Below are 25,203 nucleotides of genomic sequence, written 5' to 3' on the forward strand. Positions count from 1 at the left end.
TTAAGCAGCGTATCGACCAGATAAGCAGATTCTTTAATTAAACTAAAAAATGACCAGCACAGCAGCACGACTTTTTGCTAGTATAGCCGCCATAAATGCTGGTTTAGCTAAGGTAATACATGACCCAACACCCACACCCATTGGCATTGACGGTACCGCAACTCGGGCCGCAACTGGATAGCAAACTGATTCAACAGGCACTAGATATAAAGCAGTTAACCCCTGCTTTTATCGGTCAAGACCGCGCTAAGTCGGCGCTGGCTTTTGCCATTGGCATGGATATGCCGGGTTATAACCTGTATGTAATGGGTGAGGCAGCACTTGGCCGTTTTACGCTGGTGCAGGACGTGTTGCAGCAAGCGGCTAGCGAAAAGGCAACGCCAGAGGAATGGTGTTATCTAAATAATTTTGATGACGAGCGCGTACCTAATACGCTGCGCTTACTCCCCGGTGAGGGCAAAGTTCTCGTTAAAAAAATGGAAGCATTAATTGATGAGTTGCTAGATACCTTTCCTGCCGCTTTTGATAACCCTGGTTATCAGCGTAAGAAAAAGGCGATTGCTCGCTCGTTTGATGACAAATATGAACAGGCCATTGAGCTGGTAGAGAAAAAGGCACTAGAAAAGAATGTTGTGCTGTATGAAGAAAATGGCGCAGTAAGCTTTTCGCCAATAATTGACGGTAAACCGCTGGATGACCAAGAGTTTTCCAAGATAACTGAAGAACAGCGCCAGTATTTCTATAGCTTAGTCAGCGAGCTTGAAACCATATTAAACGAGCAACTTATTGAGTTGCCGCAATGGAAGCGCGAGCTGTCAGAAAACCTACGTACTTTAAGAAAAGATACGATAGAACAAGCAATTAAACCGCTACTAAAACAGTTAGAGCATGATTATGTTTCTACTCTTGGTGTGCAACGTTATATTCGTGAAATGCGTAGTCATCTGGTAAAAGCCGTACTAGAGCTGATGCCAGATGATTCTGAAAGCGAAAAACTGGAAGAGTCAGACAATCGTGAGATTTTTATTGAAGAATTTGTACCCAACGTGCTGGTACATTTTGAAACCATGTCTGGCGCGCCAATTATTTTTGAACCCAACCCCAGTTATGGCAATTTATTTGGTCGTGTTGAATATAATTCGGCCAGTGGCAACCAATATACTAACTATCGAATGATCCGTCCAGGTGCGTTGCACCGTGCTAATGGTGGTTACTTAATTCTTGATGCAGACCGTTTACTGCCACAACCCGCGCTGTGGGATGCGTTAAAGTTAGCGCTAAAATCTGGTGAGTTATTGATTGATACTCTGTCGGATCATGCGGTAACTAACTCAACTATTATTACGCCCAAAGCCATACCGTTAAACGTTAAGGTGGTATTGCTAGGGTCGCGCGATCTGTACTACTTGATCCAAGACGTCGATGATGAGTTTAATGAGCTATTTCGCGTATTGGCAGACTTTGAGCATTATTTGCCTTATACCGAGCAAACTGTTAGCTACATGACCATGCAAATTCGTGAGCAAATGCGGGCACTGGATATTGAAGAGCTTAGCGCCGGTGGTTTAACGCAATTGCTCAACTTTAGTTTTCGCCAAGCAGAGCATCAGCGTAAATTGTCAGCCCGATTTGCCGATGTATTAGAGCTAGTGCGTGAGGCTTGCTATTACGCAGTGCAGCAACAGTGCAGCAGTTTAACTGAAGCCCATATTCTGCAAGCATTAAAAGGTAAACAGTATCGTACCGGCCGTATTAGTGAGAGCTTTTTAGAGGATATTCAAGAAGGCCAAATATTAATTGACACCGACGGTTTAGCTGTGGGTAAGGTTAATGGTTTGACGGTACTTGAAATTGGCGATACTGCATTTGGCACACCGGCGCGAATTAGTGCCACTGTGTTTGCTGGCTCTAGCGGCGTGATAGATATAGAGCGTGAAGTCGAGCTAGGTAAGGCGATTCACTCTAAAGGCGTATTATTATTAACGGGTTATTTAGGCGCCAAATATGCGCGGGAATTTCCGCTTACGTTATCGGCAAATATTGCGCTGGAACAAAGCTATGGTCATATTGACGGTGATAGCGCCGCGTTGGCTGAAGTGTGCGCGTTGTTGTCTGCAATAACAGATTTGCCAATTAAGCAAAGTTTGGCCGTTACAGGCTCAATTAACCAACATGGCCAAGTGCAATCTATCGGCGGTGTAAATGAAAAAATAGAAGGTTATTTTCGTCTATGCCAAAGCCGAGGTTTAACCGGTGAACAAGGCGTTATTATTCCCGCGAGTAACCAGCTTAATTTAGTATTAAACGACGAAGTAATTAATGCGGTAGCGCAGCAGAAGTTTCATTTGTATGTGGTAAAAAACGTAGATGAAGCGCTAACCTTGTTAATGGGTGTTGAAGCTGGCGAAAAAAATAGCCGTGGTCAGTATCCCAAAAAATCTGTTAATGGCCGTGCATTAAAGCGTTTAGCTGAGATAGCAGACATTGTTAATGGTGAAGCAGAAGAAGAGTAATGGCGTTATAAAGCAGTAAAGGCGTCAAGATATAATACCTTGCCGCCTTTACCCTGTAATGCGGCCTCTGCTAGCGGTAACAGCATAAAAGTGTTGCCTAACGCCTGCACTGGGCTGTGAATATTAAAATTAACGGCAGGCACAAAACCAAAACGCGAGTAGTAGCTCGCTGGGCCTAGTACCACAACTGCGGTAATGCTTTGCTGGCGGCAGAGTTCTAAACCGGCGCGTACCAGAGCCGAACCAATTCCATGATGCTGTAACACATTACTCACTGCCATAGTGGCTAGTGCCATTAGCTGGGTATTGCCGGATTGCTCTAGTGTTGCTGGGGCAAATAAAATATGGCCAACAATTTTTCCGTGCTGCTCTGCTACTAGAGATATACAGTTGCTGCAGGCCTGGCGCAGTGAGTTAATTACGTTAACGTTAGTATTATTATGAAACACCGTCTGTGTAAGCAGAGCTACCGCATCCGCATCTGCGGCTGTGGTTAGGCGCACACTGGTATCATAACCCATGGCGTGCCAAGTGCTGTTGCGGCGGCGCTGCAAAGCGCGGTTGATGTTGTGCAGCAAGGTCATAACAAATGCCAACAAAGCAAAGCGTGTGTTTAGTCTACCGCACTGAGCGGGGTTCTCAAGTGAAACATGCCATAACCCTAGGTTTAAATACTGCGCTTGTTGCGGCGCCAATGGCCTAACGCAAATAGCATTAACAGCACTAAGCACAGTATCCGTAAAGGCGTATCACCATAGTGTGTGTAAGGCGTAATGCCTTGGGTTAAGCGTAACTGATCTGTCAGTACAGCTTCACTAAACTGCGGCGCTTGTGCACTGATATTGCCGCCAGCATCTACAGTCGCGGTAACGCCATTGTTTGTCGCCCGAAGCAACGGCCGGCCAAATTCTAATGCTCGCATTTGCGCAATTTGTAAATGTTGATGCGGGCCAATACTGTCACCAAACCAGCCATCATTACTTACCGTTAGTAGCAATTGCGTATCATCAGTCATATTGGCGGCAATTTGCTCTGGAAAGGCAATTTCAAAGCAAATTGCCGGTAATAGGTGGTAGCCATTTGCGACTAAGTTGGGTTGCACATAACTACCTCGAGTAAATGAACTCATGGGTAAGTCAAAGATGGGGGCTAACTTACGTAGCCAGTTTTCAAAGGGTACAAACTCGCCAATAGGCAGTAAATGGTGTTTGCTATAACGATTACCATGGCCATAAAAATAATCGCCATCACTGGAGTCTGAATCGCGCTTACCTAACACAATAAGGTTATTCCACGCCTGCTGGGTTTTAAAGTTGTAATCTAAAATGCCAGTTATTACTGCTGTGTTGGCATAAAGTGCAGCACGATTTAAATTGTTGAGATAGGTTTCTGCTTGCGGTTCTAATTGAGGAATAGCCGCTTCTGGCCAGATCACTAAGTCGGTTTTAAAATGTGGTCGAGTTAAATCAAGGTATTTAAGCATGGTCGGCCACTCTTGCTCTGGCGCCCAACGTAGCTCCTGTTTAACGTTGCCTTGTACCAGCAGAACAGATAGCGTTTTGTCGCTGTATTGCCAGCCGCTAAAGGGCTTAAGTAATGGGCTAAAGGCAAAAACAATACCCGCAATAATAACATAGCTATAACGGCTAATAGCACGCTGCGGTTGCAGCAATTGTGCAAGGGCAGCCGCGGCAAACGCTAACACAAAGCTAATGCCGGTTTCGCCAATTAATGGTGCTAAATCTTTTAAGCCGGCTGACGTTTGGCTATAACCCATGGACAACCATGGAAACCCGGTAAGTAATACACTACGCAGCCATTCGGCTAGTGCCCAGCACACGGCAAACAGTAAGGGGGTAAAAGTAATGGAACGCAGTTTATAACTAAGCCAGCTGGCCAATGCCGGAAATAACGCAAGGTAACCAACCAGCAACGCCATAAGCGCTAAACTGCCTATTAGCGGTAGGCCGCCAAACTGGTCAATACTAACATGCACCCAGCTAACACCAACGCCAAACCAGCCTAAACCAAAACTAAAACCCCGCAGCCAAGCTTGCTTTGCATTAGTGGCGTGTTGTAAATAAAATACTAATAGTGCCAGGGTTAACACTGGCAGCCACCATAGCGTAAATGGTGCAAATGCTAGCGTAGTTGCGCCACCTGCTAGTATCAGTAGCAGGTAAGGCAGCATGAGTTTAAATCGAGTATTAATGTTGGCCAAGAGTGTTAGCTTTCTTCAGCCATGGCAGGATCTTTAGCGCGGATGACTTGCAGTTGCACTAAGCGCCGGCTGTTAGCTTTATTCACTTTAAAGGTTAAGCCTTGTAGTTCAATGCTCTCACCTTTAGTCGGCATATGGCCAAAGGCATGCAATACAATGCCGCCAATGGTATCCGCGTCCTCTTCGTCAAACTTGGTATTAAATGATTCGTTAAACTCGTCTAAAGGCGTAAGCGCGCTAACTTGGAATACGCGAGAGGCCATTTTTTTAATGTCGTCTTCTTCTTCGTCGTCGTGTTCGTCTTCAATTTCACCAACAATTTGTTCGAGAATATCCTCAATGGTCACTAAACCCGACACACCACCGTATTCGTCAACGACGATAGCCATGTGGTAGCGTTTTTGCCGAAACTCTTTTAATAGCGCATCTACTCGTTTGCTTTCAGGAATAATTACCGCTGGGCGCAGCACATCACGCAGATGCAAATCGGCCGCGTTTGGCATAAGCGCATGTTGCAGTAAATCTTTTACCAGCAGTATACCTTCGATATGGTCTTTATCTTCATTCACCACGGGATAGCGACTGTGGTTATTTTCCATCAAAATGGGCAGCATGTCGGCAACGGAATCATCTATGTCGATGGTTGCCATTTGTGAGCGGGGCACCATAATATCGCGTGCCCGCATACTCGATACCTCTAGCACGCCTTTTAGCATACTTTTTGTATCGGCATCGATCAGGCTACGTAGTTCAGCCTCGTTTATAATTTCTTGTAAATCTGAAATATCTTGTGGCTCTGCATTAAAGATACTGGCGATACGCTCTAACCAGGACTTACCGGCAGAACCACGACTAGAGTGGGGGTTATCGTCACTCATGGGTGAACTATTACTCCAAAAAATAAAAAAACCTATTCGTCATCCAACAAATAGGGGTTAGTAAAGCCAAGTTGCTGCAATATGGTTACTTCTTCAGTTTCCATTTGTTCAGCATCATCGTCATTTATATGGTCAAAACCTAATAAATGCAAGCTTCCGTGTACGACCATATGTGCCCAGTGGGCCGTTATCCTTTTGCTTTGTTCTTTCGCTTCGGTCACGACTACGGGGGCACAAATAACTAAATCGCCCAATAATGACAATTCAATACCTGGTGGGCATTGAAACGGAAAGCTTAACACATTAGTGGGTTTGTCTTTACCGCGATAAGCTAAGTTAAGCTGTTGGCTTTCATTGTTATCGACAATGCGTACGGTAACTTCAGCCTCTGCTTGAAACGGCAATATAGCAGCTTCTAACCATTGCTGGATCTCTGTCTCTAACGGCAGATTGTCTGCTGTGCTAGCCAATTGTAAATCAAGAATAATGGCCATTATTCACCTTTAATAGCAACAGTAGCGGCAAGTTTGGCTGCTTCGTGGGCTTCATAAGCCATAACAATACGTTGCACTATTGGGTGGCGCACCACGTCCTTGGCATTAAAGTGATTAAAACTAATTTCTTCAACATCACTAAGCACATCAATAGCGTGTTTTAACCCAGAATATTGGCCCCGTGGTAGGTCAACCTGAGTAATATCGCCAGTAATAACTGCTTTAGAGCTAAAGCCAATACGGGTTAAAAACATTTTCATCTGTTCTACCGTCGTATTTTGGCTTTCGTCCAGAATAATAAAGGCATCATTTAAGGTACGACCGCGCATGTACGCCAATGGCGCAATTTCAATTACGCCGCGTTCAAGATACTTTTCTACTTTTTCAAAGCCGAGCATTTCAAATAATGCGTCGTATAGTGGCCTTAAATATGGGTCAACCTTTTGTGCTAAGTCACCGGGTAAAAAACCCAGCTTTTCGCCAGCTTCTACTGCTGGGCGAGTTAAAATAATTCGCCGCACAAAATTACGCTCTAACGCATCTACCGCACAGGCTACCGCCAAGTAAGTTTTGCCTGTGCCGGCAGGGCCAACACCAAAGCAGACATCGTGACGCAGCACGTTACTTACGTAAGCGGCTTGGTTTGGGTTACGCGGCTTGATCAGACCTTTTTTAGTTTTAAGGCTAAAGTCAGCATGTTCGCCATCTTGCTGCTCGTATTGAATATCGTAGTTCTGACTAATTAATAAATGCACTTGCTCTGGTGTTAGCTCAGCATTGGGCGCTGCTGTAGCTGCATATAACTGTTGCAATACATCTAGCGCTGCGGCGACGTTATCCGCAGGCCCTGAGATTTTCAGCTGGTCATCGCGATGACTAATGTCTACCAATAACCGTCGTTCAATATGACTTATATTGTCGTTAAACGGGCCACATAATAGGGTTAAACGTCTGCTGTCGGCGTTCTCAAGCGTTAAATCTGCGGTATGTAAGGTTGTAGTCAAATGCTTGCCTCAGTGCAAAAAGGGGGCATTAAAGCCCCCAGAAGTTATGGTGTAAAGGTAGCGACGCCAATAGCATTAGCTACCGGTTCGGTTTTTTGTCTGGCTAAAATTTGCTGTGGGCTAATTTCTCGGCGCAGGCCCATATCTTGTTCGGTGCGCAGCAAATCGCCACGTAAAGAATTACTAAATACATCGGTAATTTTCACGTCAACAAATTGGCCAATCATCTCGGGCGAGCCTTCAAAATTAACCACGCGATTGTTTTCGGTGCGGCCGGTTAATTCCATAATGTTTTTCTTGGATGGGCCCTCAACCAAGATGCGTTGTTCTGTGCCCAGCATACCGCGAGCAATACGCAGTGCTTGCTGGTTTATACGGTCTTGCAGAATGTATAGCCGTTGCTTTTTTGCATCTTCGCTTACATCGTCAGGTAAATCGGCAGCCGGTGTACCTGGGCGAGCACTGTAAATAAAGCTAAAGCTCATATCAAAATCGATAGCTTGGATCAAATCCATCGTCGCTTGAAAATCGGCATCATCCTCACCAGGAAAACCAATAATAAAGTCTGACGACATGCTTAAGTTTGGCCGAACACGTTTTAATTTACGAATTTGCGATTTGTATTCTAATGCGGTGTGGCCACGCTTCATTAGGTTTAAAATACGGTCTGAACCCGATTGTACGGGTAAATGTAAGTGGTCAACTAATTCAGGCACATCGCGGTACACTTCAATAATGTCATCGGTAAATTCTACCGGGTGTGACGTGGTGTAGCGAACGCGGTCAATACCATCAATAGCCGCCACTAAACGTAATAGCTCAGAGAAATGGCAGATAGTGCCGTCATGTTTTTCGCCACGAAACGCATTTACGTTTTGGCCTAATAGGTTTACTTCCCGCACGCCTTGCTCGGCTAATTGGGCGATTTCAAATAATACGTCGTCTAATGGTCGGCTAACTTCTTCGCCACGTGTATACGGCACTACGCAAAAGGTACAGTATTTAGAACAGCCTTCCATAATGGAAACAAAGGCGGTAGGGCCATCGGCTCTAGGTTCTGGCATACGGTCGAACTTTTCAATTTCTGGAAAAGACACGTCAACTACTGGCGATTTTGAGCCGCGTACTGAGTTGATCATCTCGGGTAAGCGGTGCAAAGTTTGTGGGCCAAAGACGATATCGACATAGGGCGCACGTTCACGAATGGCCGCGCCTTCTTGCGAAGCGACACAGCCACCAACACCGATAATTAAGCTTGGATTTTTTTCCTTTAGCAGACGCCAACGACCTAGTTGGTGAAATACTTTCTCTTGCGCTTTTTCGCGAATAGAGCAGGTATTTAGCAGAATAACATCTGCCTCTGCAGCTTCTTCAGTCAGAGTAAAGCCATGAGTGGCATCTAGCAGGTCAGCCATTTTTGATGAATCGTATTCGTTCATCTGGCAGCCCCAAGTTTTAATGTGCAGCTTTTTGCCCATTGCGTGTAATTACCTGTATCGTCACTTGGAAAAAAGGGAGCATATTTTAGCCTGTTCGCGCCTTCGTTGCCATAGCTTGCGTAAAACAGTCGTCAGAGTAATTTTTGCCTAGTGGTTATGTAGCCCGCATACAGAATAACCAAAACGCCACTAAGCCACGCTAAGGTTACAGGTTCTTGCCAAAATAAATAACCAAATAAGCCGGCGAAAATAACGCTGCTATAGGTCCACATGCCTATATCGCTGGCGGGCGCGATGGCATAGGCACGTGTCATGGCAAGTTGGCCAATAGCCGCCAATATACCCATGGCAACAAAGGCAAACCATACGGTATTGTTAAGCGGTTGCCAATAAAATGGCACCGGAATAGCCGATAATATTGCCGTAAGTAATGAAAAATAAAATACGATGCGCACCGCAGGTTCAGTATCAGACATATAGCGGATGGTGGTTTTAGTAACTGCAACTAATACTGCAGATAATAAGCCGACTAATAAAATAGCCTCGGCATTGCCGTAATTGGCTGGCATTGCCAATACCACGCCAATAAAACCTAATAAAATACTAAATAGAGTTAAACGGCTAGGGCGCTCTTTTAACCAAAATCGGGCGATTATTGGCACAATAAAAGGTGATAGCAACAATACCAGCATGCCTTGAGCTAGTGGCAAACGCGCTAACACATAGAAGAAACAGTACATGGAGATAATGCCGGTTAATGCTCGGCTAAGATGTAAATACCAGCGGTTTGTTTTTAATAAGCTAAAACCATGCTTATACAAAAAAGGTAGCATCAATATTAAGGCGAAAAAGTTACGAAAAAAGACTACTTGAACTTCTGATGCTGTGCCGCTAGTGAATTTAACAATAGCGCCAATGCCGGCAAAGCAGGCTTCTGCCAATAATAGGAGTAGTGCCCCCTTAACTAACGGCGATAGCATAAATAACCTGAATACAGACTAAGATAACGCAGTATATCAGACCGGTTAGCCTTAGCCGTAGTAGCTGCGTAATTATTGTCGCGTTGCTGTAGCACCCTAACGCAGTGCGTTAGGGTGCTAACGTTTGCTGTTGTAAAAACGCCATTACTTGTGCACTTGGCATAGGTTTGGCAAATAAATACCCTTGAATAAGGTAGCATTGGCGGCGGCTGAAAAACGCCAGTTGTTGTTCGGTTTCAACGCCCTCAGCAATGCAGTACATACCTAGGCTGTTAGCCATACTGAGTATGGCTTCTATTATGGTTTCATCGCTGCTATCAATGCCAATGTCTTTGACAAAGCTACGATCGATTTTAATGCCATCGATCGGAAGTTCTTTTAAGTATTTTAACGATGAGTAACCGGTGCCAAAATCGTCAAGGGCAAGTTGTATACCTAACTTACTTAAAGCCAACATGGTTTCTATGGCGCTTTCATGATCGCGCATTAATGCACTTTCGGTAACTTCATAACGTAAGCAGCTAGCAGGTAAATCATATTTTTGTAGCAGTTCTTGGGTATGCTCAGCTAGCGCGGGTTGCTCTAAATGCTGGGTAGATAAGTTAATAGATAAATATATTTTATGGCCGTTGTCATGCCAGTGTTTTAAATCTTGCAGCGCGCGCTCGAGTAACTGCTGCGTCATTTGAATAATTAAACGTAGTTCTTCAGCCAGTGGAATAAAGTCTGATGGTGGGATCATACCTTCAGTGCTCTGCCAGCGCAGTAATACTTCAGCACCAACGATTTCTTGGCTTTGGCTATTAACGATAGGTTGATAATAGTTAATAAACTCATCATGTTGTAGTGCTTTGCGTAAGCGAGTTTCCCGAGCAAGGCGCATATGGGCTTTTTCGTTCATTTCTGCAGTGAAAAACTGGAAATTATTACGACCCGCTTCTTTAGCATGATACATAGCAACGTCGGCATGTTTTAGTAATGCCGCCGCTGTTACGGCATCTTCAGGATACACCGCAATACCAATACTGGGTGATACACCAACGTTATGTGTGCCAAGCAACATGGGCTCGCTGATTATGGTCAGCATTTTACGTGCGACGTGGCTAATATTGTCTTGGTTTTTATAGCCTTCAAGTAGGATCACAAATTCATCGCCACCAAGCCTCGCTACCGTGTCGCTGTCGCGTAACGCCAGCGTTAAACGTCGTGCTACTTCTTTTAGCAGTAAATCACCAATATCGTGGCCTAGCGAGTCGTTAATTTGTTTAAACTTATCAAGATCGATAAAACACAGCGCCAAGCTACGCTTGTCTCGCTTTGCTTGGTCAATACCGTGGTAAATTCGATCCATTAACAGCGCTCTATTAGGTAAGCCGGTTAATGCGTCATAGTTAGCAAGATAACGCAACTCGTCTTCTGCTAGTTTTTGTGCGGTGATATCGGTAAAAACTAAAACGAAAAAACTTTGTTGCTGCTCGCCAATTGCACTGATATTAATCAACGTAGGCCGTTCTCGGCCATCAGGTGTAATAACCAACTCTTCACCTTGCCAATGCTCACCGCTTTTTAATGTATTTAACAATTTGGTGTAAAAACGCCGCCGCACCAGGCTGATACCAAGATGGTGGGTACGTGGTTGGTCAATATATTGTTCTAAGTTACCAAAAGCAGTAGCGAACGATTGGTTGGCGGCAATGACGCGTTGTCGGTGATCTAGAATCACTACCCAGTCACGAGTTTGCTGAAACGCTTCACCAAACAAGCGTGCTTTTTCTTGGCTGGCTCTGGTTTCTGTAATGTTACTAAAGGTGCCATGCACACGTAATACATTGGCATTGTCGTCTTGTAATGTCGCCTTACCTATATCGCGAAACCATAACCACTGTCCGTTGTGATGTTGCATACGGTAAGTGCAATCAAATTGTTGCTCGGGTTGCTGAATAAAGCGCAACCATTGTGCTTGGTAATTTGCTTTGTCATCAGGATGAATTAATGCTTCATGCTGCGACAAGGTCATCGGATCCATCTTTTCTTGATAGCCAAGCATGTTGTAAATACGTGAAGCATAAAATAAATTATTACTGGCTTGCCATTCCCACGCGCCGCTATCAACCGAGGCTAACGCTTGCTTTAGTTGTTGCTCACTTTGCTTAACATTGCGGTAGGCTTGGCGAATAAGTTGTTGTTGTCGGCGTCTTATGTTTAACAGATAAACGCAAATAATTAATATACTTGCGGCGTAACCCGCAATAGCCCTGCTAGACAACCACGGGTTGGCTGAGATACGTAAATATAACCTAGCGGGTTTACTTTCAAGCCCACTGGTTGGTGATATTGCTGTAACGTTAAAAGTATAATAACCACTGTTTAATTGCGGAAAAACAACTTTGCCGGATGATTGCAGTGGGTACTGAATGTCTTGCCCGCCTTCTAACCAAAGGCGATATTTCATTTTATGTGCATCACGAAAATTCATGCTGCTGAAGTTCAGTTCGATGCCGTAATCTTTATAGGATAAGTCGACGTGCCGCTCATTTAGATTACCGTTCAGGTTTAATTTATTACCGGTTTGTGTGCTAATAGCGGTGATAATAATATTGGGTTCTTTCTCTTCGGTGATAAGTGCTGCGGTATTTACCAGCGTAACGCCCCGCATACTGCCAAAGGCTAAAGTGCCATCGGCTAATTTTACTGATGCTGAGCCATTATACTCGTGGGTTGGTAAACCATCGGCTTTAGTAAATTGTTCAATTTGTAATGAGTTAGGGTTTAATCTTGCTAAACCATTGTGAGATGAAAACCAGACATTGCCTTCAACATCATATTGCAACGCGTAAGCTTTATCAGAGCTTAGCTTGTTGTCGTCAAAGCGATGACGTAATGCTAATGTCTGACTATCAAACCCCAGTAAACCAAGGCCAGCGAAGCCAACCCAAAGCGTACCGTTTTTGTCAGTAACCATGGCGTCGGCTTGGCGATTAAGTTCAGGTTGGTAATGTGGATGCTGATAAACTAATTTGACATGGCGTTGTTGGCTATCATAAAGCCAAAGTTGATCGGCAGCACCGAGTAATAATTGTCCCGAGTTATTAGTTGCACCAACAAAGCGGCCAAATGCAATACCAGCAAAAGCCGTATCTAGCTCGGGCAATGCAACTAATTCACCAGAGCTAGGGGTGTAACGAAAAAAAGCGTTATCGCTAACAAAATAAAAGTGCTGTTTATACTGGTAAACAAGGCTTAAAGGCTTGGCTAAACGCCTAGCGTCATTATCGTTGTTGGTTGGCGGTAAACTAAGCTTGCCAAGTTCAGAGTCGAAATATCTTAAACCCTCTGGCGACTGTATCCATAGTTTGCCCTTAGTATCTGGGTATATATTGACGATAGAACCAGCGTGCCAGTATGATTTTACATCTTCGCTAACCAAATACTGGGTAATATTATGACTAGCTAAATCTAGTTTATTTAAACCATTGCTGGTGCCGACCCAAAGCGTATTTTTCCCATCAGAAGCCAAGGCAAACACCTTTTCGCTGCTAAGGCTGTTAATTTCGCCCGGTTGTCGGTTTATATTAGTAAACGCTTTGCTGCGTGGGTGCCAATAATATGCGCCATCATCGCGCGAGCCTAACCAGTATCCGCCGTAGTTATCGGCAGCGATATCCATAATATTGTTGTCGAATAAATCAAGCCCGCTTTCAGTAAAACGCAATACTGTAGCGGTGGTGTTGTTGTTAACATCAAATTGATACAAACCCATCTCGGTTGCAATAAGGGCTTTATCGTCTTGCCATAATATTTGCCATATATTGTGGTGAGCAATGTGCTGTATTGGGGTATAGGGTGTGTTATCACGCAAATAACGTTGTACATCGGTATAGGCAATACTATATAAGCCTTCGACGGCACCAACCCAGATGCGGTCGTGTTTTAGCGCTAAGTATTTAACGTGTTTTTGGTCGTCATTATTGGCTAATTCAGTGTTTGCCATCTCGGGTGTAAGATGGGGTAAGAAGGTGTGCTGTTTACTGGCATAGTCAAGAAAGTACAAGCCATTAAATGCGGCAATAAAAATATTACCGTCATTGACTAGTAAATCACGCAGCCAGCCGTCTTTAATGCCGTTAGCTGATAAACTGAAAATTTGCTCGGGTATGCCAGTAGCCAGTGATAATTGATATAACGCATCGCCCATAATGAACAAGAGCGTTTTGTCATCGTATTCTTGTAATGAAATTATGCTGTGTTCGTGGGTCAGCTCATTAACAGCGTCTTTGGGACGAGGCATAAAGAGTTCAAATACCGACGATTGACTGTTAAATAAGTAAATACCAGCGTTGTCAGAGGCGGCCCATATTCTGCCTTTTGAATCTTGTAGCAACTTACTAAACGACAGTTCTTTTAGCTGGTAGCCTTCCGCGGTGATGTGACTTATTTTGGTACTACCGTAGCGATTAATTCCGCCATTAGTAGCAATCCAGAGAAAACCGTCGTTATCTATTAGTAAGTCTCGCACTGAGCCTTGAGATAAGCCTTGATCCGGAGTCAGTGGCCGCAATATTGGCGCAGCGGAAAGGCTGCAAGCCGTTAAAGTAAGAAATACGGTTATGCAGCGCAAGAAATGCGGCAAAAAATTCACTTAAACTCCTGACTCATAGCGTTATTAATGGCACTGCGCTACTGTTATCGTATTGGCAAAACATATAACGATAATGTGTAGCTGTCCAGCATTCTAATTTTAACTGTTATTTAGTAAGTTCGGTGCCACACCAGCTGTAATACGCTACTGCAGGCAATAATAATCAGCAAACATAAATGAGAAAACTGTAATAGCTTTACTAGTGCGCTGATATCAGCAGCGTGCGGTTCGTGTTGCTGCACTATTTTACTACGTTGTTGTTTTTGTGCTCCATAGTATACAGGGCCACCTAAACTGCGGCGCGTTGCAACGCTGGCGCAGCACAACAAATAAAAAGAATAACGGTTTATATTTAATCTTGTCTGCCGACACTGACGGTAGCAGCGGATAACGCCAAACTGAATAGCTAATAACAATGTTGCACATAACTTGGGTACTGCACTTAATGTATTACCAACAAAAGCCACTGGTGCAGCAAAATAGCGATAAACGCGGAGCTTTGTGTTCCATTGCTGTTGCAACTCTAACACTAAGCGGTAGCCAAGAGCGGCAAGACCTCCACCGAGTAAAAACCAAAACAGTACGCCGATAAATTGGCTTGCCGAGCGTAAAGTTAAACTTTCTAATATTGCCTTGCTGATGCCCATTGCGCTTAGCATGCTGGTCTGACGGCATAATAATGTTTGCGCCTGCTCACGCGCTAACGTTAGCTGGCCAGCTTGCAAGCGCTGTTGTATAGCATAGGCCTGTTGCTGCTTAGTATGCCAGTCTAAACTGCAATACAATAACAACGCGTCCAATATTAATGGCAACTCAGAAAACAGATAAAGGCTATATACTAATGCCATAGGCAGTAGCCACGCCAACAACAATGCTAAGCTGCCCGATATCAGTAACTGCTTTGGTGAACGGTTAGGATCTGGGTTAACTTTTATCGCTAGTCTGGTTGCTAGATGACTAAATAGCGTTAGTGGATGATACAACACTGGCAGCGGAAAAATACGCGCTGCCAACACCACAACTAATAGCAAAGCAGGATAGGTTGAAACACCTTCAGGCCAGATTAGGCTATTAAACCAAGGCATCTTATAACGTAACGCTGCTTAGGCGACTTAATAACTCAAGCACCATCGCAGAACTGTTTTTCGACGCAACCTCAAGGTAGGCTTCAAATGATTGTGGTGATTCTTTGCCCGCAATATCGCTTAAACTTCTAATTACAACAAAAGGCGTATGTAGCATGTGGCAAACTTGAGCAATAGCTGCGCCTTCCATTTCTACTGCCAACATAGTAGGAAACTGCTGACGAATAACATTAATACGCGCCGGATCGCAAATAAAGCTGTCGCCAGTGGCAATGAGACCTTTTTTTGTTTTACAAAAACCTAAGGCTCGAATGCTTTGTTCAGCCGCATTAATTAATAACGGGTGGGCATTATATGCTGCTGGCATCTGTGGTACTTGGCCAATTTCATAACCAAAAGCGGTAACATCAACGTCATGATGGCGCACTTCGGTGCTTATTACGACATCACCTACGTTAAGATCTGGATCAAAACCGCCAGCTGAACCGGTGTTAATAACCGCGGTAGGTTTGAAATGTTGGATAAGTAAAGCCGTAGCCAGCGCTGACGCTACTTTACCAATGCCTGATTGCACTAACACAATTTGAACATTAGCTAAACTACCACAATAAAAAGTATAACTACCTAGCGTGGTGGTCGTTACGTTGTTAATTTGCTGGCGCAGCAACGCCACTTCTGGCTCCATTGCGCCGATAATGCCAATTAAGTGCATGCTTTATTCTCTTCAGTGACAAAGGCGCTAGTATAAAGCGCCATGAAAAGAAAAGCCCGTTTCTGATGCGTTATCTGCAGTTTATTGTTGTAAGGTAATGCTTTGCATTGTGCTGTCAACGGCAAGTTTACCCTGTTGGTAGTCAAATATTGCCTGTTCAATTTCAGCCGCAGTGTTCATTACAAAAGGGCCATATTGCACTATCGGCTCACCAATGGGTTGTGCGGCTAATATTAGTACTTTAGCGGCGTGCTCGGCGTGTATTAGCAGAGTGTTGCCTAAGCTTAAGATACCCGCCTGATGCAATGGAACTTGCTGCGTGTCGGTTTCAGTTTGTACGCTAACAGTACCAATATAAGGGTAAATAAAAGCATTGTGCTCTGCTGGTAGCGTCAAGCTAAGGCTTTGTCCAGCATTTAAGTGCACGTCATAATATTGTGGTTCGGTAGTTAAGCCTTGAATTGGCCCACTTAACTGTTGGTTATTCGTGTGTAGTGTACCTGCAACAACCTTAATACTGCCCTGCAACAGCTGAAGTGTCGGGATCTGCTCGGGCGTAATATCGACATAGGCTGGTGCCTTCATTTTTTCTTTGGCTGGTAAATTAAGCCAAAGCTGAAAGCCTTGCATTACACCCGCTTCCTGTTGTGGCATTTCAGAATGAATAATACCACGACCGGCCGTCATCCACTGCACGCCACCGCTTTTTAAATGCCCTTGGTTGCCTAAATGATCTTGATGCAGCATATGGCCATCTAACATATAGGTTACGGTTTCAAAACCGCGATGAGGGTGGGGCGGAAAACCTTTAATATAATCGCCGGGTTGATCTGAACCAAAAAAATCCAGCATTAAAAATGGATCTAACCTCGTGTGCTGGTTTTGGCCAAGGCTGCGTTTAATTTTTACACCGGCACCGTCAGACGCGGCAATTGAAGGAATTAGACGCACTAAGGTACGATTTGTCATGATGTACTCCGCAAGGTTTTTTCTATTAAACATCATGGGAAATATAAATAAAACCGCATAATTTGCCATTAATTTATCTATAAAAGCGAATGGTTGCACTGCGAGTAGTTCAGCCAGCGTTAATTCGTGAGCACTAAGCTAACGTCATTAAAACAAAGCAGTACCTAACATCCCTCATCTAGGGGAAAACAAGGAGCAATAAAATGAAAAAGTCATTAGCATTAGCGAGTATTGTAGCATTAGCGTTTGCAGCAGGTGCGCAAGCTAATATCAAATGGGATTATGTAGGCGCTGGTTATACCGACATGGGTTCTGATGGCCCTTATATTGAAGGTTCATTCCGTGTAGATAACAACTGGGTAGTAGACGGTAGTTATACGCGCTTATCAGAAGGGCAATTTGATGCCAACCTAGTTCAAGTGGGCGCAAAGTATTTAACTGGTTTTAAACTAGATTTCTCGCCTACTACACAAACTTACGTTTTAGCCGGTATTGAAAATGCATCTGGCGATGCAGACGATACAGGTGGTTACGGTGGTGTAGGTATGCGTCATCCACTAACTGCACAGGTTGAGTTGTACTCTGAAGCTACCTACCACTCTATTGGCGATAATTACGGTAGTTTAGCCGGTGGTATCGCATTTTATTTAAGCCCAGATTGGGCAATTCGTAGCAATATCGCATTAAATAGCGGCGATACAAAAAATGAATTCCGTTTTGGTATGTCATACCAATTCTAATTTAGATTTAAGCTTTAACGCACAGCGCCTATTGGCGCTGTTCGTGTTTTAGCAACCAAGTTTTTTTATCTAGCCCACCATTGTAACCGGTAAGGGTGCCGTTCGCGCCAATCACTCTGTGGCAAGGTACCACTATTGCAATTGGATTGCGGCCATTAGCACCGCCGACTGCGCGCACGGCTTTGATATTATTAATCTGCTGTGCAATGTCACCATAGCTACGGGTAGTGCCAAAAGGGATGTCGCATAGCGCATGCCAAACTTGTTTTTGAAATACGGTACCTGTAGCGTCAAGTGATAAATTAAACTGATTAAGTTCACCGGCAAAATAAGCGCTTAACTGCAGCGCTGCCTGCTTGGTTAAGCTTGAGGTGTTGGTAGCCGATAGGGTGCTGCTAACAAAAGCAATTTCAGTGATACCCTTGTCGTTAGCCTGTATTTTAATGGGCCCAAGCGGGCTATCTATATATTGAGTAAACACTGGGTAACCTCCAAATTTATAGCATTGCCGAGCAATAACGTGGTCTAAGCATATTATATGACAATAGTGACTGTTCCTATTGGTTGTATTGCGAAGTTTGCTGGGTGCGCTTAGTATTACCGCTGGAGAGTTTTATGGACGGTATTGCATAGGAATTGCCATGTTAGAACATTTTTTTATCCAACTAAGTACAGAACCGCTAAGTATTAGCTTTATACAAAGTATAACGTTGATCGATGAATTGTATAACTTTACACCGAGTGCATTTAAAAATGGCGAGCTATTTAACGCCGCTGGCGAAAATAATGGTTCGTGTAAAATCTTAGCCTTTGGTGCGCTACATCAATTATCTGCTCCACAAACGTTACATTTGTATGGCGATTATTACCGGCAGGTAATGGCAACACCTAAAGCGCACGATCATCAAAATATCCGAAACTTTATGCGTAGTGGTTGGGCTGGCGTAGTATTTGATAACCAACCTTTAACTGCGAAAATGGGCTAATTTATCTCAGCATTAACGTAAATTGGCTACTACTTAGGTTGGTCTACTTTGTTCTGGGCGAGTGCTGTGGTATTTTGGCAGCCGTTTGTCTACATAACAATAACTTAATTTTCAAGGTTCCCAATGCAAGAATCCAGTGTACTTATCACTAATGATGCCGTAGTACTTGGTTTAATGGCGGCTATTTTAGGCGCTGTTTTTTATACCAGTCACAGCGATAATCGTTTTTTTAAAGCGTTCTATAAATATGTACCAGCATTACTGCTGTGTTACTTTATTCCATCACTGTTTAATAGTTTTGGCATTATTGATGGTGAAGGTTCATCATTATATAAAATGGCGTCACGCTATCTACTGCCAGCAAGTTTAGTATTGTTGACGCTTAGTGTTGATTTTAGAGCTATTCTTGGCCTTGGCCCTAAAGCATTAATTATGTTTTTAACCGGTACCGCCGGTATTATTATTGGCGGGCCTATAGCGCTAATTACTATGGGATATTTTTTCCCACAAGAGCTAGGTGGCGATGACGTATGGCGTGGTATGACGACCATTGCTGGCAGTTGGATTGGCGGTGGAGCTAACCAAGCCGCAATGAAAGAAGTATTTAACGTTGATGGCAGCATTTTCTCGGTAATGATTACTGTAGATGTACTGGTGGCAAACGTATGGATGGCGGTGCTGTTATTTATAGCCAGCCGTGCTGAGTTTTTTGACCGTAAAAATGGTGCGGATACCAGCGGTATTATGCACCTGCGCGAAAAAATCGAAAAATACCAAGCTGAAAATGCGCGTATTCCTACATTAACTGACATTATGTTGATTGTTGCAGTAGCCTTTGGTGTAACCGGATTGTCGCATGCACTGGCCGATCTTATCGCGCCTTGGATTGAGCGTGTAGCACCACAACTTGCAATATACAGTTTAACCAGTAGCTTTTTTTGGTTGGTGGTTATTGCTACTACTTTGGGCTTAATTATGTCGGCAACCAAGGTGCGTAACCTTGAAGCTGCGGGGGCATCCAAAGTAGGCTCAGCATTTTTATATATTTTGGTTGCTACCATAGGCATGCATATGGATGTTACTGCCATTCTTGATTATCCACTGATGTTTTTAGTAGGTATTGTCTGGATGTCAGTGCATGCCGGTTTATTAATTATTGTCGCAAGACTGATCAAAGCACCGATGTTTTATATGGCAGTTGGTAGCCAGGCTAATGTGGGTGGTGCTGCGTCAGCACCTGTGGTTGCAGCGGCGTTTCATCCGTCACTCGCACCAGTTGGTGTGCTGCTAGCGGTGCTGGGCTATGGCTTAGGGACATACGGTGCTTACATTTGCGGTTTAATTTTACAGCAGGTTGCGCCGTAATAAAGGCATAATTAAAAGGATATATTGATGGCTACAAAGTTTCAAACAGAGTCGCGTCACTATGTGCTAATTATTGCGTTATTACTGGCGCTGTATGCCAGTTATTTACTTGTGGCACCCTATGTCGGTGCCATCGTCTTGGCTTTTGTGCTGTCATTATTATGCTTTCCAGTACATCAGTATATTGAACGAAAAATTCCCGGTAAGCCTAACCTCGTCGCCAGCCTTTCTTGTTTGTTATTGGTTGTCGTAATTTTGGTGCCCGCTTCATTGGTGTTTATAGCAATAGTACAGCAAGGTATAGTCTTTACTAAGCAAAGTTATCATTGGTTAAGTACCGGCGGCGCTGAGCAACTAATGCAGCATGGCGCGGTGCAACGGACACTTGATTATGTAAATCAAATATCGCCGGCTGGAGAAATTAGCGGCGAAAGCATTGTGAAACAACTTACCGAGTTTTCATCTGGCTTTGGCAAAGAACTATTAAATTTCAGTACCCAATTGGTTGGTGATATTACCGGTTTGATATTTGGTTTCGTATTGATGCTGTTTATCTTGTTTTTTTTACTACGCGACCATGAAAAAATCGTAAATTCATTGCACTGGATAATTCCGTTATCACGTTCGCAGGAAGAGGCGTTGTTAAGTGAAGCTAAAACTGTAGCGCGTTCGGCAGTCATTGGTTCGTTTTTAACTGCCATTGCCCAAGGTGTCGCTGGTGGTATTGCCATTGCTATTGTTGGTTTGCCAGGCTTATTTTGGGGGACGATGATGGCATTTGCCTCGTTTATTCCCGCGGTAGGCACGGCACTAATTTGGATCCCAGCCTGTGTATATTTATTACTAACGGGTGATTGGCCATGGGCATTGTTTTTAGCGATATGGGGTGTAGTCGTAGTGGGCTCTATTGATAACGTGCTTAGGCCGTTGCTGATGCAGGGCAGTTCAGGCATGAGTACTTTACTTATATTTCTATCGCTGATTGGTGGTATTCAATTGTTCGGTTTAATCGGTGTAATTTACGGGCCAATAATATTTGCCCTAACCATAGTGCTTATTAGGCTGTACACCATAGAGTTTAAAGACTTTTTAGCACAACAAGATAAAAGTTAAGCATAGCGGTGCATGTCACATAAAATACAAAAGGCCAGTTTTTATACTGGCCTTTTTTCTTAAAAATATTAATTACACCGTAATATTAATATTTTGTCCCAAGTTACCAACTGGGGCAGAAGCTTGTACTTGCTCAACTGATTGCATAGCACTTTGTACTAGCATAGTTGCCATTTTAGCTTCTTGATTTTGCTGCTTATTAGCCATTACAGCTGCCAAAACTTCATAGCCTTGGTTTGATGATGCAGCGCCAACGGATTGACTCATAGTACCTCCTTTGTCAACTCATCTAGACTGTAGCGGCAGACACTAAGATTACTTTAGCTTAATTTTGCATAAAAAAATACCGCCCGTTGCAGCGGGCGGTATTTCAACTTAGCGCGGAGTGACTCATTTCTCCAAAGCGTTAAGAAGCCTGTATAAGCGCAGTTTGCTGCGCCTTAATTTGAGAGTGTGATAAAGCGGGCACTGGCAAAGTATTGCCGCTAACTGCCGGTTTTAGCGAGCGTACCGGACGTGTTGGGCCTTTCTTCACTAAACCTTTAAACATAGGTTCTGGCTTAGCTACTGTTTTACCTAACCGTGCCGCAATAGCCGTTTGAATATCTGCTGCGGTGTAACCTACTTTTATTTTCATGCGCAGATAAGGCACGCCTGCAGCATCTAAAGCGCCATTTACAAACCAGTCAGGTACGGCATTGTGTCCATCTTTAGTGCTGTTGTTTACCAAATCTAGCACTGCTACTACGCTTAAATCCGTCGGATCGCAGAGTACAAAATCAAGATACTTGGCATTTAGCTTTAATAGCGTGTTATTGCGCGCTTTATCGCTGATACCGGTTTTTAAATCCAACACATCTGACAGGCGCACACGATTTAATATTTTATATTCGTTAATTACGGCTTTTTCTAGCAGTTGCATAAAAGAGCGTTCAACTGGGCTAAATAAACTGGTTTTTCTTTGTAGTGGAAACGGATTGCCACTGTCGACAAAGCGGCTAGCCACCAGCGCGACCACTATTACTAACATTAATATTAATAGCAGGACAAATTCCATGCATACCTCCGACAGAAAATTGACAAGGTGTCAGATACACCAATAACTTAAATATTATTAAGCACAAGTTGTGCCATCTTTTTGGTTTAAACCTAAAATTGTGTATTTCAGTAGTGAATGGCTAGCATTGTTGGCATTAATGTATTTTATAGTTAAAAAGCGCTTATAGTTCGTGCTCAATCTGATACCCAGCCGCTAATGCGCCAATATTGGTATCCGTCGATAAAAGGACAGACTTATGACTACAAGCATCAGCCGTGCCGGTTTAACTATAAATGCAGCATTAAATGCAGATTATGACAGTATTCTAACTGAGCAAGCCTGTGCCTTGCTGGTTGAATTGACTCGTAAATTTCGTCCAGAGCTAACTAAATTACTAGCAGCACGTCAAAGCAAACAGCAACAGTATGACGCTGGTGCACTGCCTGATTTTTTGCCGCAGACGGCTAACATTCGTCAGTCGGAATGGCAGATAGCGGCAATACCGGCTGATTTACAAGACCGTCGTGTTGAAATTACCGGCCCAGTAGAGCGCAAGATGATCATCAACGCCTTGAACGCCGATGTAAAAGTGTTTATGGCTGATTTTGAAGATTCGCAAGCACCGAGCTGGAGCGGTGTTATCGAAGGGCAAATAAATTTACGTGATGCCAATTTAGGTCAAATTAGTTATACCGATGCGCAAACCGGTAAACATTACGCCTTAAACGCTGACCCAGCGCTGCTGATTGCTCGGGTGCGTGGTTTGCATTTATTTGAAAAGCATCTGCTAGTTGATGGCGAGCAAGTGCCTGGTTCGCTGGTTGATTTCGCGCTGTATTTTTTACACAACTATCAAGTTCGACTTGCCAAGAATACCGGTGTTTATTATTACCTACCTAAATTACAAACTCATGTCGAGGCTAAATGGTGGGCTGACGTATTTAGCTATACCGAACAAAAGTTTAGCCAAAGTACGGGTACTATTCGTGCGACCGTGTTAATTGAAACTCTGCCGGCAGTATTTGAGATGGATGAAATTCTATATATGCTGCGCGATCACATTGTAGCGCTCAATTGTGGCCGCTGGGATTATATCTTTAGTTATATTAAAACCTTAAAAAATCATGCTGATCGCGTCCTACCTGATCGGCAAGTGGTTACCATGAAACAACCATTTTTAAATGCCTACTCACGCTTGCTGATAAAAACCTGCCATAAAAGAGGGGCGCTAGCCATGGGCGGTATGGCTGCATTTATACCCGCCAAAGATGCGGAACAAAATGCGGCCATTTTAGCTAAAGTGCATGCCGATAAAGAGCTAGAAGCGAGTAATGGGCACGATGGCACCTGGGTTGCGCACCCTGGGTTAGCTGCGACAGCAAATGCGGTGTTTGCTAAATATTTAATAGGTAATAAGCAAAACCAGTTGGATATTAGCCGCCAAAGTGATGCAGAGATTACCGCAGCGCAGCTATTAGCGCCTTGCGAGGGCGAGCGCACCGAAGAAGGTATGCGGACTAATATTCGTGTGGCACTGCAGTATATTGCTGCATGGCTAAGCGGCAAAGGTTGTGTGCCTATTTACGGCTTAATGGAGGATGCTGCAACGGCAGAAATTTCTCGTACCTCGATTTGGCAATGGATAAAACACGGAAAAAGCTTAAGTAATGGCAAGCTGATTACCAAAGCCCTATTTGTCGCGATGCTAGAGCAAGAAGCAAAGATCGTGCGCTCAGAAGTAGGTGAAACTAACTGGGCCGAGCAAAATTTTGTTCGTGCTCAGCAATTATTACTAGATATTACTACTTCTGAACAGCTAGTAGACTTTCTTACCCTGCCAGCCTATCAGTTACTAGATTAAGCTGAGTAAACCAAATGCAAAAGGCGCTGTCAGTCTGACAGCGCCTTTTTCGTGTTTGTTACTTAGCCTTTTAATATAGCGGCTATGGTGTTAGTTACTCTTAGTATATTTGGCGTTTTAATTTAGTTCATCGGCCGTTTCTACTATTAATCGGCGAAACCAAATATGACTAGCATCTTGATGCAGCAAAGGGCTCCAAATCATTTTTAGCTCAATCGAAGGAATGGCAAACGGTGGGTCCATAATGGCCATAGTAGGGTCATTGGCATAAAGCCGAGCCGCATGGCTGGGTAGGGTCGCAATTAAATCTATACCAACCGCGAGGTGCATTGCGACATGATAATTACGGGTAAATACCGAGATGTTGCGTTGTTTACCCAGCTTAGCGAGTGCCTCATCTACCCAGCCTAATTTCTGTACGTCTTTAGGGTCCATACCTACGCCAACACCGAAGCCGGTTTTACTTACCCAGATATGTTGGGCTTTTAAATAGCTGTCTAAATTGAAGTTTTTTAGTACTGGATTTTGTGCATTAATGAGGCAAGAAAAACTATCACGCCAAACGGTTTTTTGATGAAACGATTGCGGTAGTTGGTCAAAGCGGTTAATCGCCATATCTACCTTACCGTTTTCTACGTCGTGAAAGGTAACGTCTGATGGCGTCATGATATCTAAACTGGTGTGTGGTGCTTGTACACGCATTTTCTTCAGCAGCGCAGGGATCAAGGTAGATGCTGCGTAATCACTGGCCATGATACGAAATACGCGCTGGCTAAGAAGCGGTTCAAAGTCTTTGTTAGGTTGCAGAGTTTCTTCTAGAGTTAGCAATACGCCACGTACAATGGGTGCTAACTCACGAGCGCGTTCGGTTGGCACCATACCTTCAGATGTGCGCACAAGTATGGGATCATTAAGTAAATCACGCAGTCGTTTTAAGCCATTACTCATCGCCGGCTGGGTAATATTAAGTTGGTGCGCGGCCCGAGTAACGTTTTTTTCCCGCAGTAATACGTCTAGATAAACCAGCAGGTTTAAATCCATTTTCTTAATATTCATATATTTAATAACCGACTGACTTTGTATAAGTGTAATGAATCATAGCACTGGCTATACGGCAGTCGTCAAGTGCGCTTTTTCATAAGTTGCGTGAATGATAGGCATAACA

At 43.8% G+C, this 25,203-nt stretch carries 21 protein-coding genes; 6 read left to right on the top strand and 15 right to left on the bottom strand.

The window, feature by feature from the left end:
* Nucleotides 1–119 precede the first annotated feature (119 nt).
* Nucleotides 120–2,513: an ATP-binding protein gene (locus tag E0Z06_RS03420; RefSeq protein WP_132581907.1), complete on the top strand. Its 2,394-nt coding sequence runs from the start codon at nt 120–122 to the stop codon at nt 2,511–2,513.
* Nucleotides 2,514–2,518: 5 nt separating this feature from the next.
* Here E0Z06_RS03420 and E0Z06_RS03425 read toward each other — a convergent pair whose 3' ends face one another.
* The 11 genes from E0Z06_RS03425 to E0Z06_RS03475 all read right to left on the bottom strand — a co-directional run bounded on the left by E0Z06_RS03425 (nt 2,519) and on the right by E0Z06_RS03475 (nt 16,934).
* The gene (locus tag E0Z06_RS03425) at nt 2,519–3,097 is read right to left on the bottom strand and encodes an N-acetyltransferase (RefSeq protein ID WP_132581909.1); all 579 of its coding nucleotides are present in this window, start codon (nt 3,095–3,097) and stop codon (nt 2,519–2,521) included.
* An 83-nt stretch (nt 3,098–3,180) separates the two neighbouring features.
* Complete coding sequence (gene lnt, locus E0Z06_RS03430; protein ID WP_243695551.1) at nt 3,181–4,734, bottom strand: apolipoprotein N-acyltransferase; 1,554 nt, start codon at nt 4,732–4,734, stop codon at nt 3,181–3,183.
* A 5-nt stretch (nt 4,735–4,739) separates the two neighbouring features.
* Nucleotides 4,740–5,612, bottom strand: coding sequence for a transporter associated domain-containing protein (locus E0Z06_RS03435; protein WP_132581911.1), 873 nt, complete (start codon nt 5,610–5,612; stop codon nt 4,740–4,742).
* A gap of 32 nt (nt 5,613–5,644) precedes the next feature.
* Complete coding sequence (gene ybeY / locus E0Z06_RS03440; RefSeq protein ID WP_132581913.1) at nt 5,645–6,106, bottom strand: rRNA maturation RNase YbeY; 462 nt, start codon at nt 6,104–6,106, stop codon at nt 5,645–5,647.
* Nucleotides 6,106–7,110 carry a PhoH family protein gene (locus tag E0Z06_RS03445; RefSeq protein WP_132581915.1) on the bottom strand — a complete coding sequence of 335 codons (1,005 nt, stop codon included), beginning with the start codon at nt 7,108–7,110 and terminating at the stop codon, nt 6,106–6,108. Before E0Z06_RS03445 ends, ybeY begins: the two co-directional genes overlap by 1 nt.
* Before the next feature lie 44 nt (nt 7,111–7,154).
* Nucleotides 7,155–8,588: a tRNA (N6-isopentenyl adenosine(37)-C2)-methylthiotransferase MiaB gene (miaB, locus tag E0Z06_RS03450; RefSeq protein WP_132581917.1), complete on the bottom strand. Its 1,434-nt coding sequence runs from the start codon at nt 8,586–8,588 to the stop codon at nt 7,155–7,157.
* Nucleotides 8,589–8,680: 92 nt separating this feature from the next.
* The gene (locus tag E0Z06_RS03455) at nt 8,681–9,529 is read right to left on the bottom strand and encodes a DMT family transporter (RefSeq protein ID WP_132581919.1); all 849 of its coding nucleotides are present in this window, start codon (nt 9,527–9,529) and stop codon (nt 8,681–8,683) included.
* Nucleotides 9,530–9,638: 109 nt separating this feature from the next.
* Nucleotides 9,639–14,168, bottom strand: a complete 4,530-nt coding sequence (locus E0Z06_RS03460; RefSeq protein ID WP_132581921.1) for an EAL domain-containing protein — start codon at nt 14,166–14,168, stop codon at nt 9,639–9,641.
* Nucleotides 14,169–14,278: 110 nt separating this feature from the next.
* On the bottom strand, nt 14,279–15,253 hold the full coding sequence (locus E0Z06_RS03465; RefSeq protein WP_132581923.1) for a cobalamin biosynthesis protein: 975 nt from the start codon (nt 15,251–15,253) through the stop codon (nt 14,279–14,281).
* A 1-nt stretch (nt 15,254) separates the two neighbouring features.
* Entirely contained in the window at nt 15,255–15,965 is a 711-nt protein-coding gene (gene mtnN / locus E0Z06_RS03470) for a 5'-methylthioadenosine/S-adenosylhomocysteine nucleosidase (RefSeq protein ID WP_132581925.1), read from the bottom strand.
* 81 nt (nt 15,966–16,046) lie between these two features.
* The gene (locus tag E0Z06_RS03475; RefSeq protein ID WP_132581926.1) at nt 16,047–16,934 is read right to left on the bottom strand and encodes a pirin family protein; all 888 of its coding nucleotides are present in this window, start codon (nt 16,932–16,934) and stop codon (nt 16,047–16,049) included.
* Nucleotides 16,935–17,137: 203 nt separating this feature from the next.
* Between E0Z06_RS03475 and E0Z06_RS03480 the strand changes: the two genes are divergently transcribed.
* Complete coding sequence (locus E0Z06_RS03480; protein WP_132581927.1) at nt 17,138–17,674, top strand: hypothetical protein; 537 nt, start codon at nt 17,138–17,140, stop codon at nt 17,672–17,674.
* A 28-nt stretch (nt 17,675–17,702) separates the two neighbouring features.
* On the opposite strand, the gene E0Z06_RS03485 is transcribed toward E0Z06_RS03480, so the two are convergent.
* Nucleotides 17,703–18,155 (bottom strand): methylated-DNA--[protein]-cysteine S-methyltransferase, encoded by a 453-nt coding sequence (locus tag E0Z06_RS03485; RefSeq protein ID WP_132581928.1) that lies wholly within the window; start codon nt 18,153–18,155, stop codon nt 17,703–17,705.
* Between the two features lie 160 nt (nt 18,156–18,315).
* Here E0Z06_RS03485 and E0Z06_RS03490 point away from each other — a divergent pair, with 160 nt between their 5' ends.
* The 3 genes from E0Z06_RS03490 (at nt 18,316) to E0Z06_RS03500 (ending at nt 21,138) form a co-directional block, all read left to right on the top strand.
* Nucleotides 18,316–18,660, top strand: a complete 345-nt coding sequence (locus E0Z06_RS03490; protein WP_132581930.1) for a HopJ type III effector protein — start codon at nt 18,316–18,318, stop codon at nt 18,658–18,660.
* A gap of 123 nt (nt 18,661–18,783) precedes the next feature.
* On the top strand, nt 18,784–20,025 hold the full coding sequence (locus E0Z06_RS03495) for a DUF819 family protein (RefSeq protein ID WP_132581932.1): 1,242 nt from the start codon (nt 18,784–18,786) through the stop codon (nt 20,023–20,025).
* A 27-nt stretch (nt 20,026–20,052) separates the two neighbouring features.
* Complete coding sequence (locus tag E0Z06_RS03500; RefSeq protein ID WP_132581934.1) at nt 20,053–21,138, top strand: AI-2E family transporter; 1,086 nt, start codon at nt 20,053–20,055, stop codon at nt 21,136–21,138.
* 72 nt (nt 21,139–21,210) lie between these two features.
* Here the strand turns inward: E0Z06_RS03500 and E0Z06_RS03505 are convergent, their stop codons facing one another.
* Both E0Z06_RS03505 and E0Z06_RS03510 read right to left on the bottom strand, forming a co-directional pair.
* On the bottom strand, nt 21,211–21,405 hold the full coding sequence (locus E0Z06_RS03505; protein WP_132581936.1) for a hypothetical protein: 195 nt from the start codon (nt 21,403–21,405) through the stop codon (nt 21,211–21,213).
* A gap of 139 nt (nt 21,406–21,544) precedes the next feature.
* The gene (locus tag E0Z06_RS03510; protein WP_132581938.1) at nt 21,545–22,195 is read right to left on the bottom strand and encodes a DUF2726 domain-containing protein; all 651 of its coding nucleotides are present in this window, start codon (nt 22,193–22,195) and stop codon (nt 21,545–21,547) included.
* A 238-nt stretch (nt 22,196–22,433) separates the two neighbouring features.
* Between E0Z06_RS03510 and aceB the strand changes: the two genes are divergently transcribed.
* The gene (aceB, locus tag E0Z06_RS03515; protein WP_132581940.1) at nt 22,434–24,038 is read left to right on the top strand and encodes a malate synthase A; all 1,605 of its coding nucleotides are present in this window, start codon (nt 22,434–22,436) and stop codon (nt 24,036–24,038) included.
* Nucleotides 24,039–24,155: 117 nt separating this feature from the next.
* Here aceB and E0Z06_RS03520 read toward each other — a convergent pair whose 3' ends face one another.
* Nucleotides 24,156–25,094 (bottom strand): LysR family transcriptional regulator, encoded by a 939-nt coding sequence (locus E0Z06_RS03520; RefSeq protein WP_132581942.1) that lies wholly within the window; start codon nt 25,092–25,094, stop codon nt 24,156–24,158.
* Nucleotides 25,095–25,203 lie beyond the last annotated feature (109 nt).

It is taken from the genome of Rheinheimera sp. D18 (assembly GCF_004345025.1).
GTDB classification, from domain to species: Bacteria; Pseudomonadota; Gammaproteobacteria; order Enterobacterales; family Alteromonadaceae; genus Alishewanella; species Alishewanella metallidurans.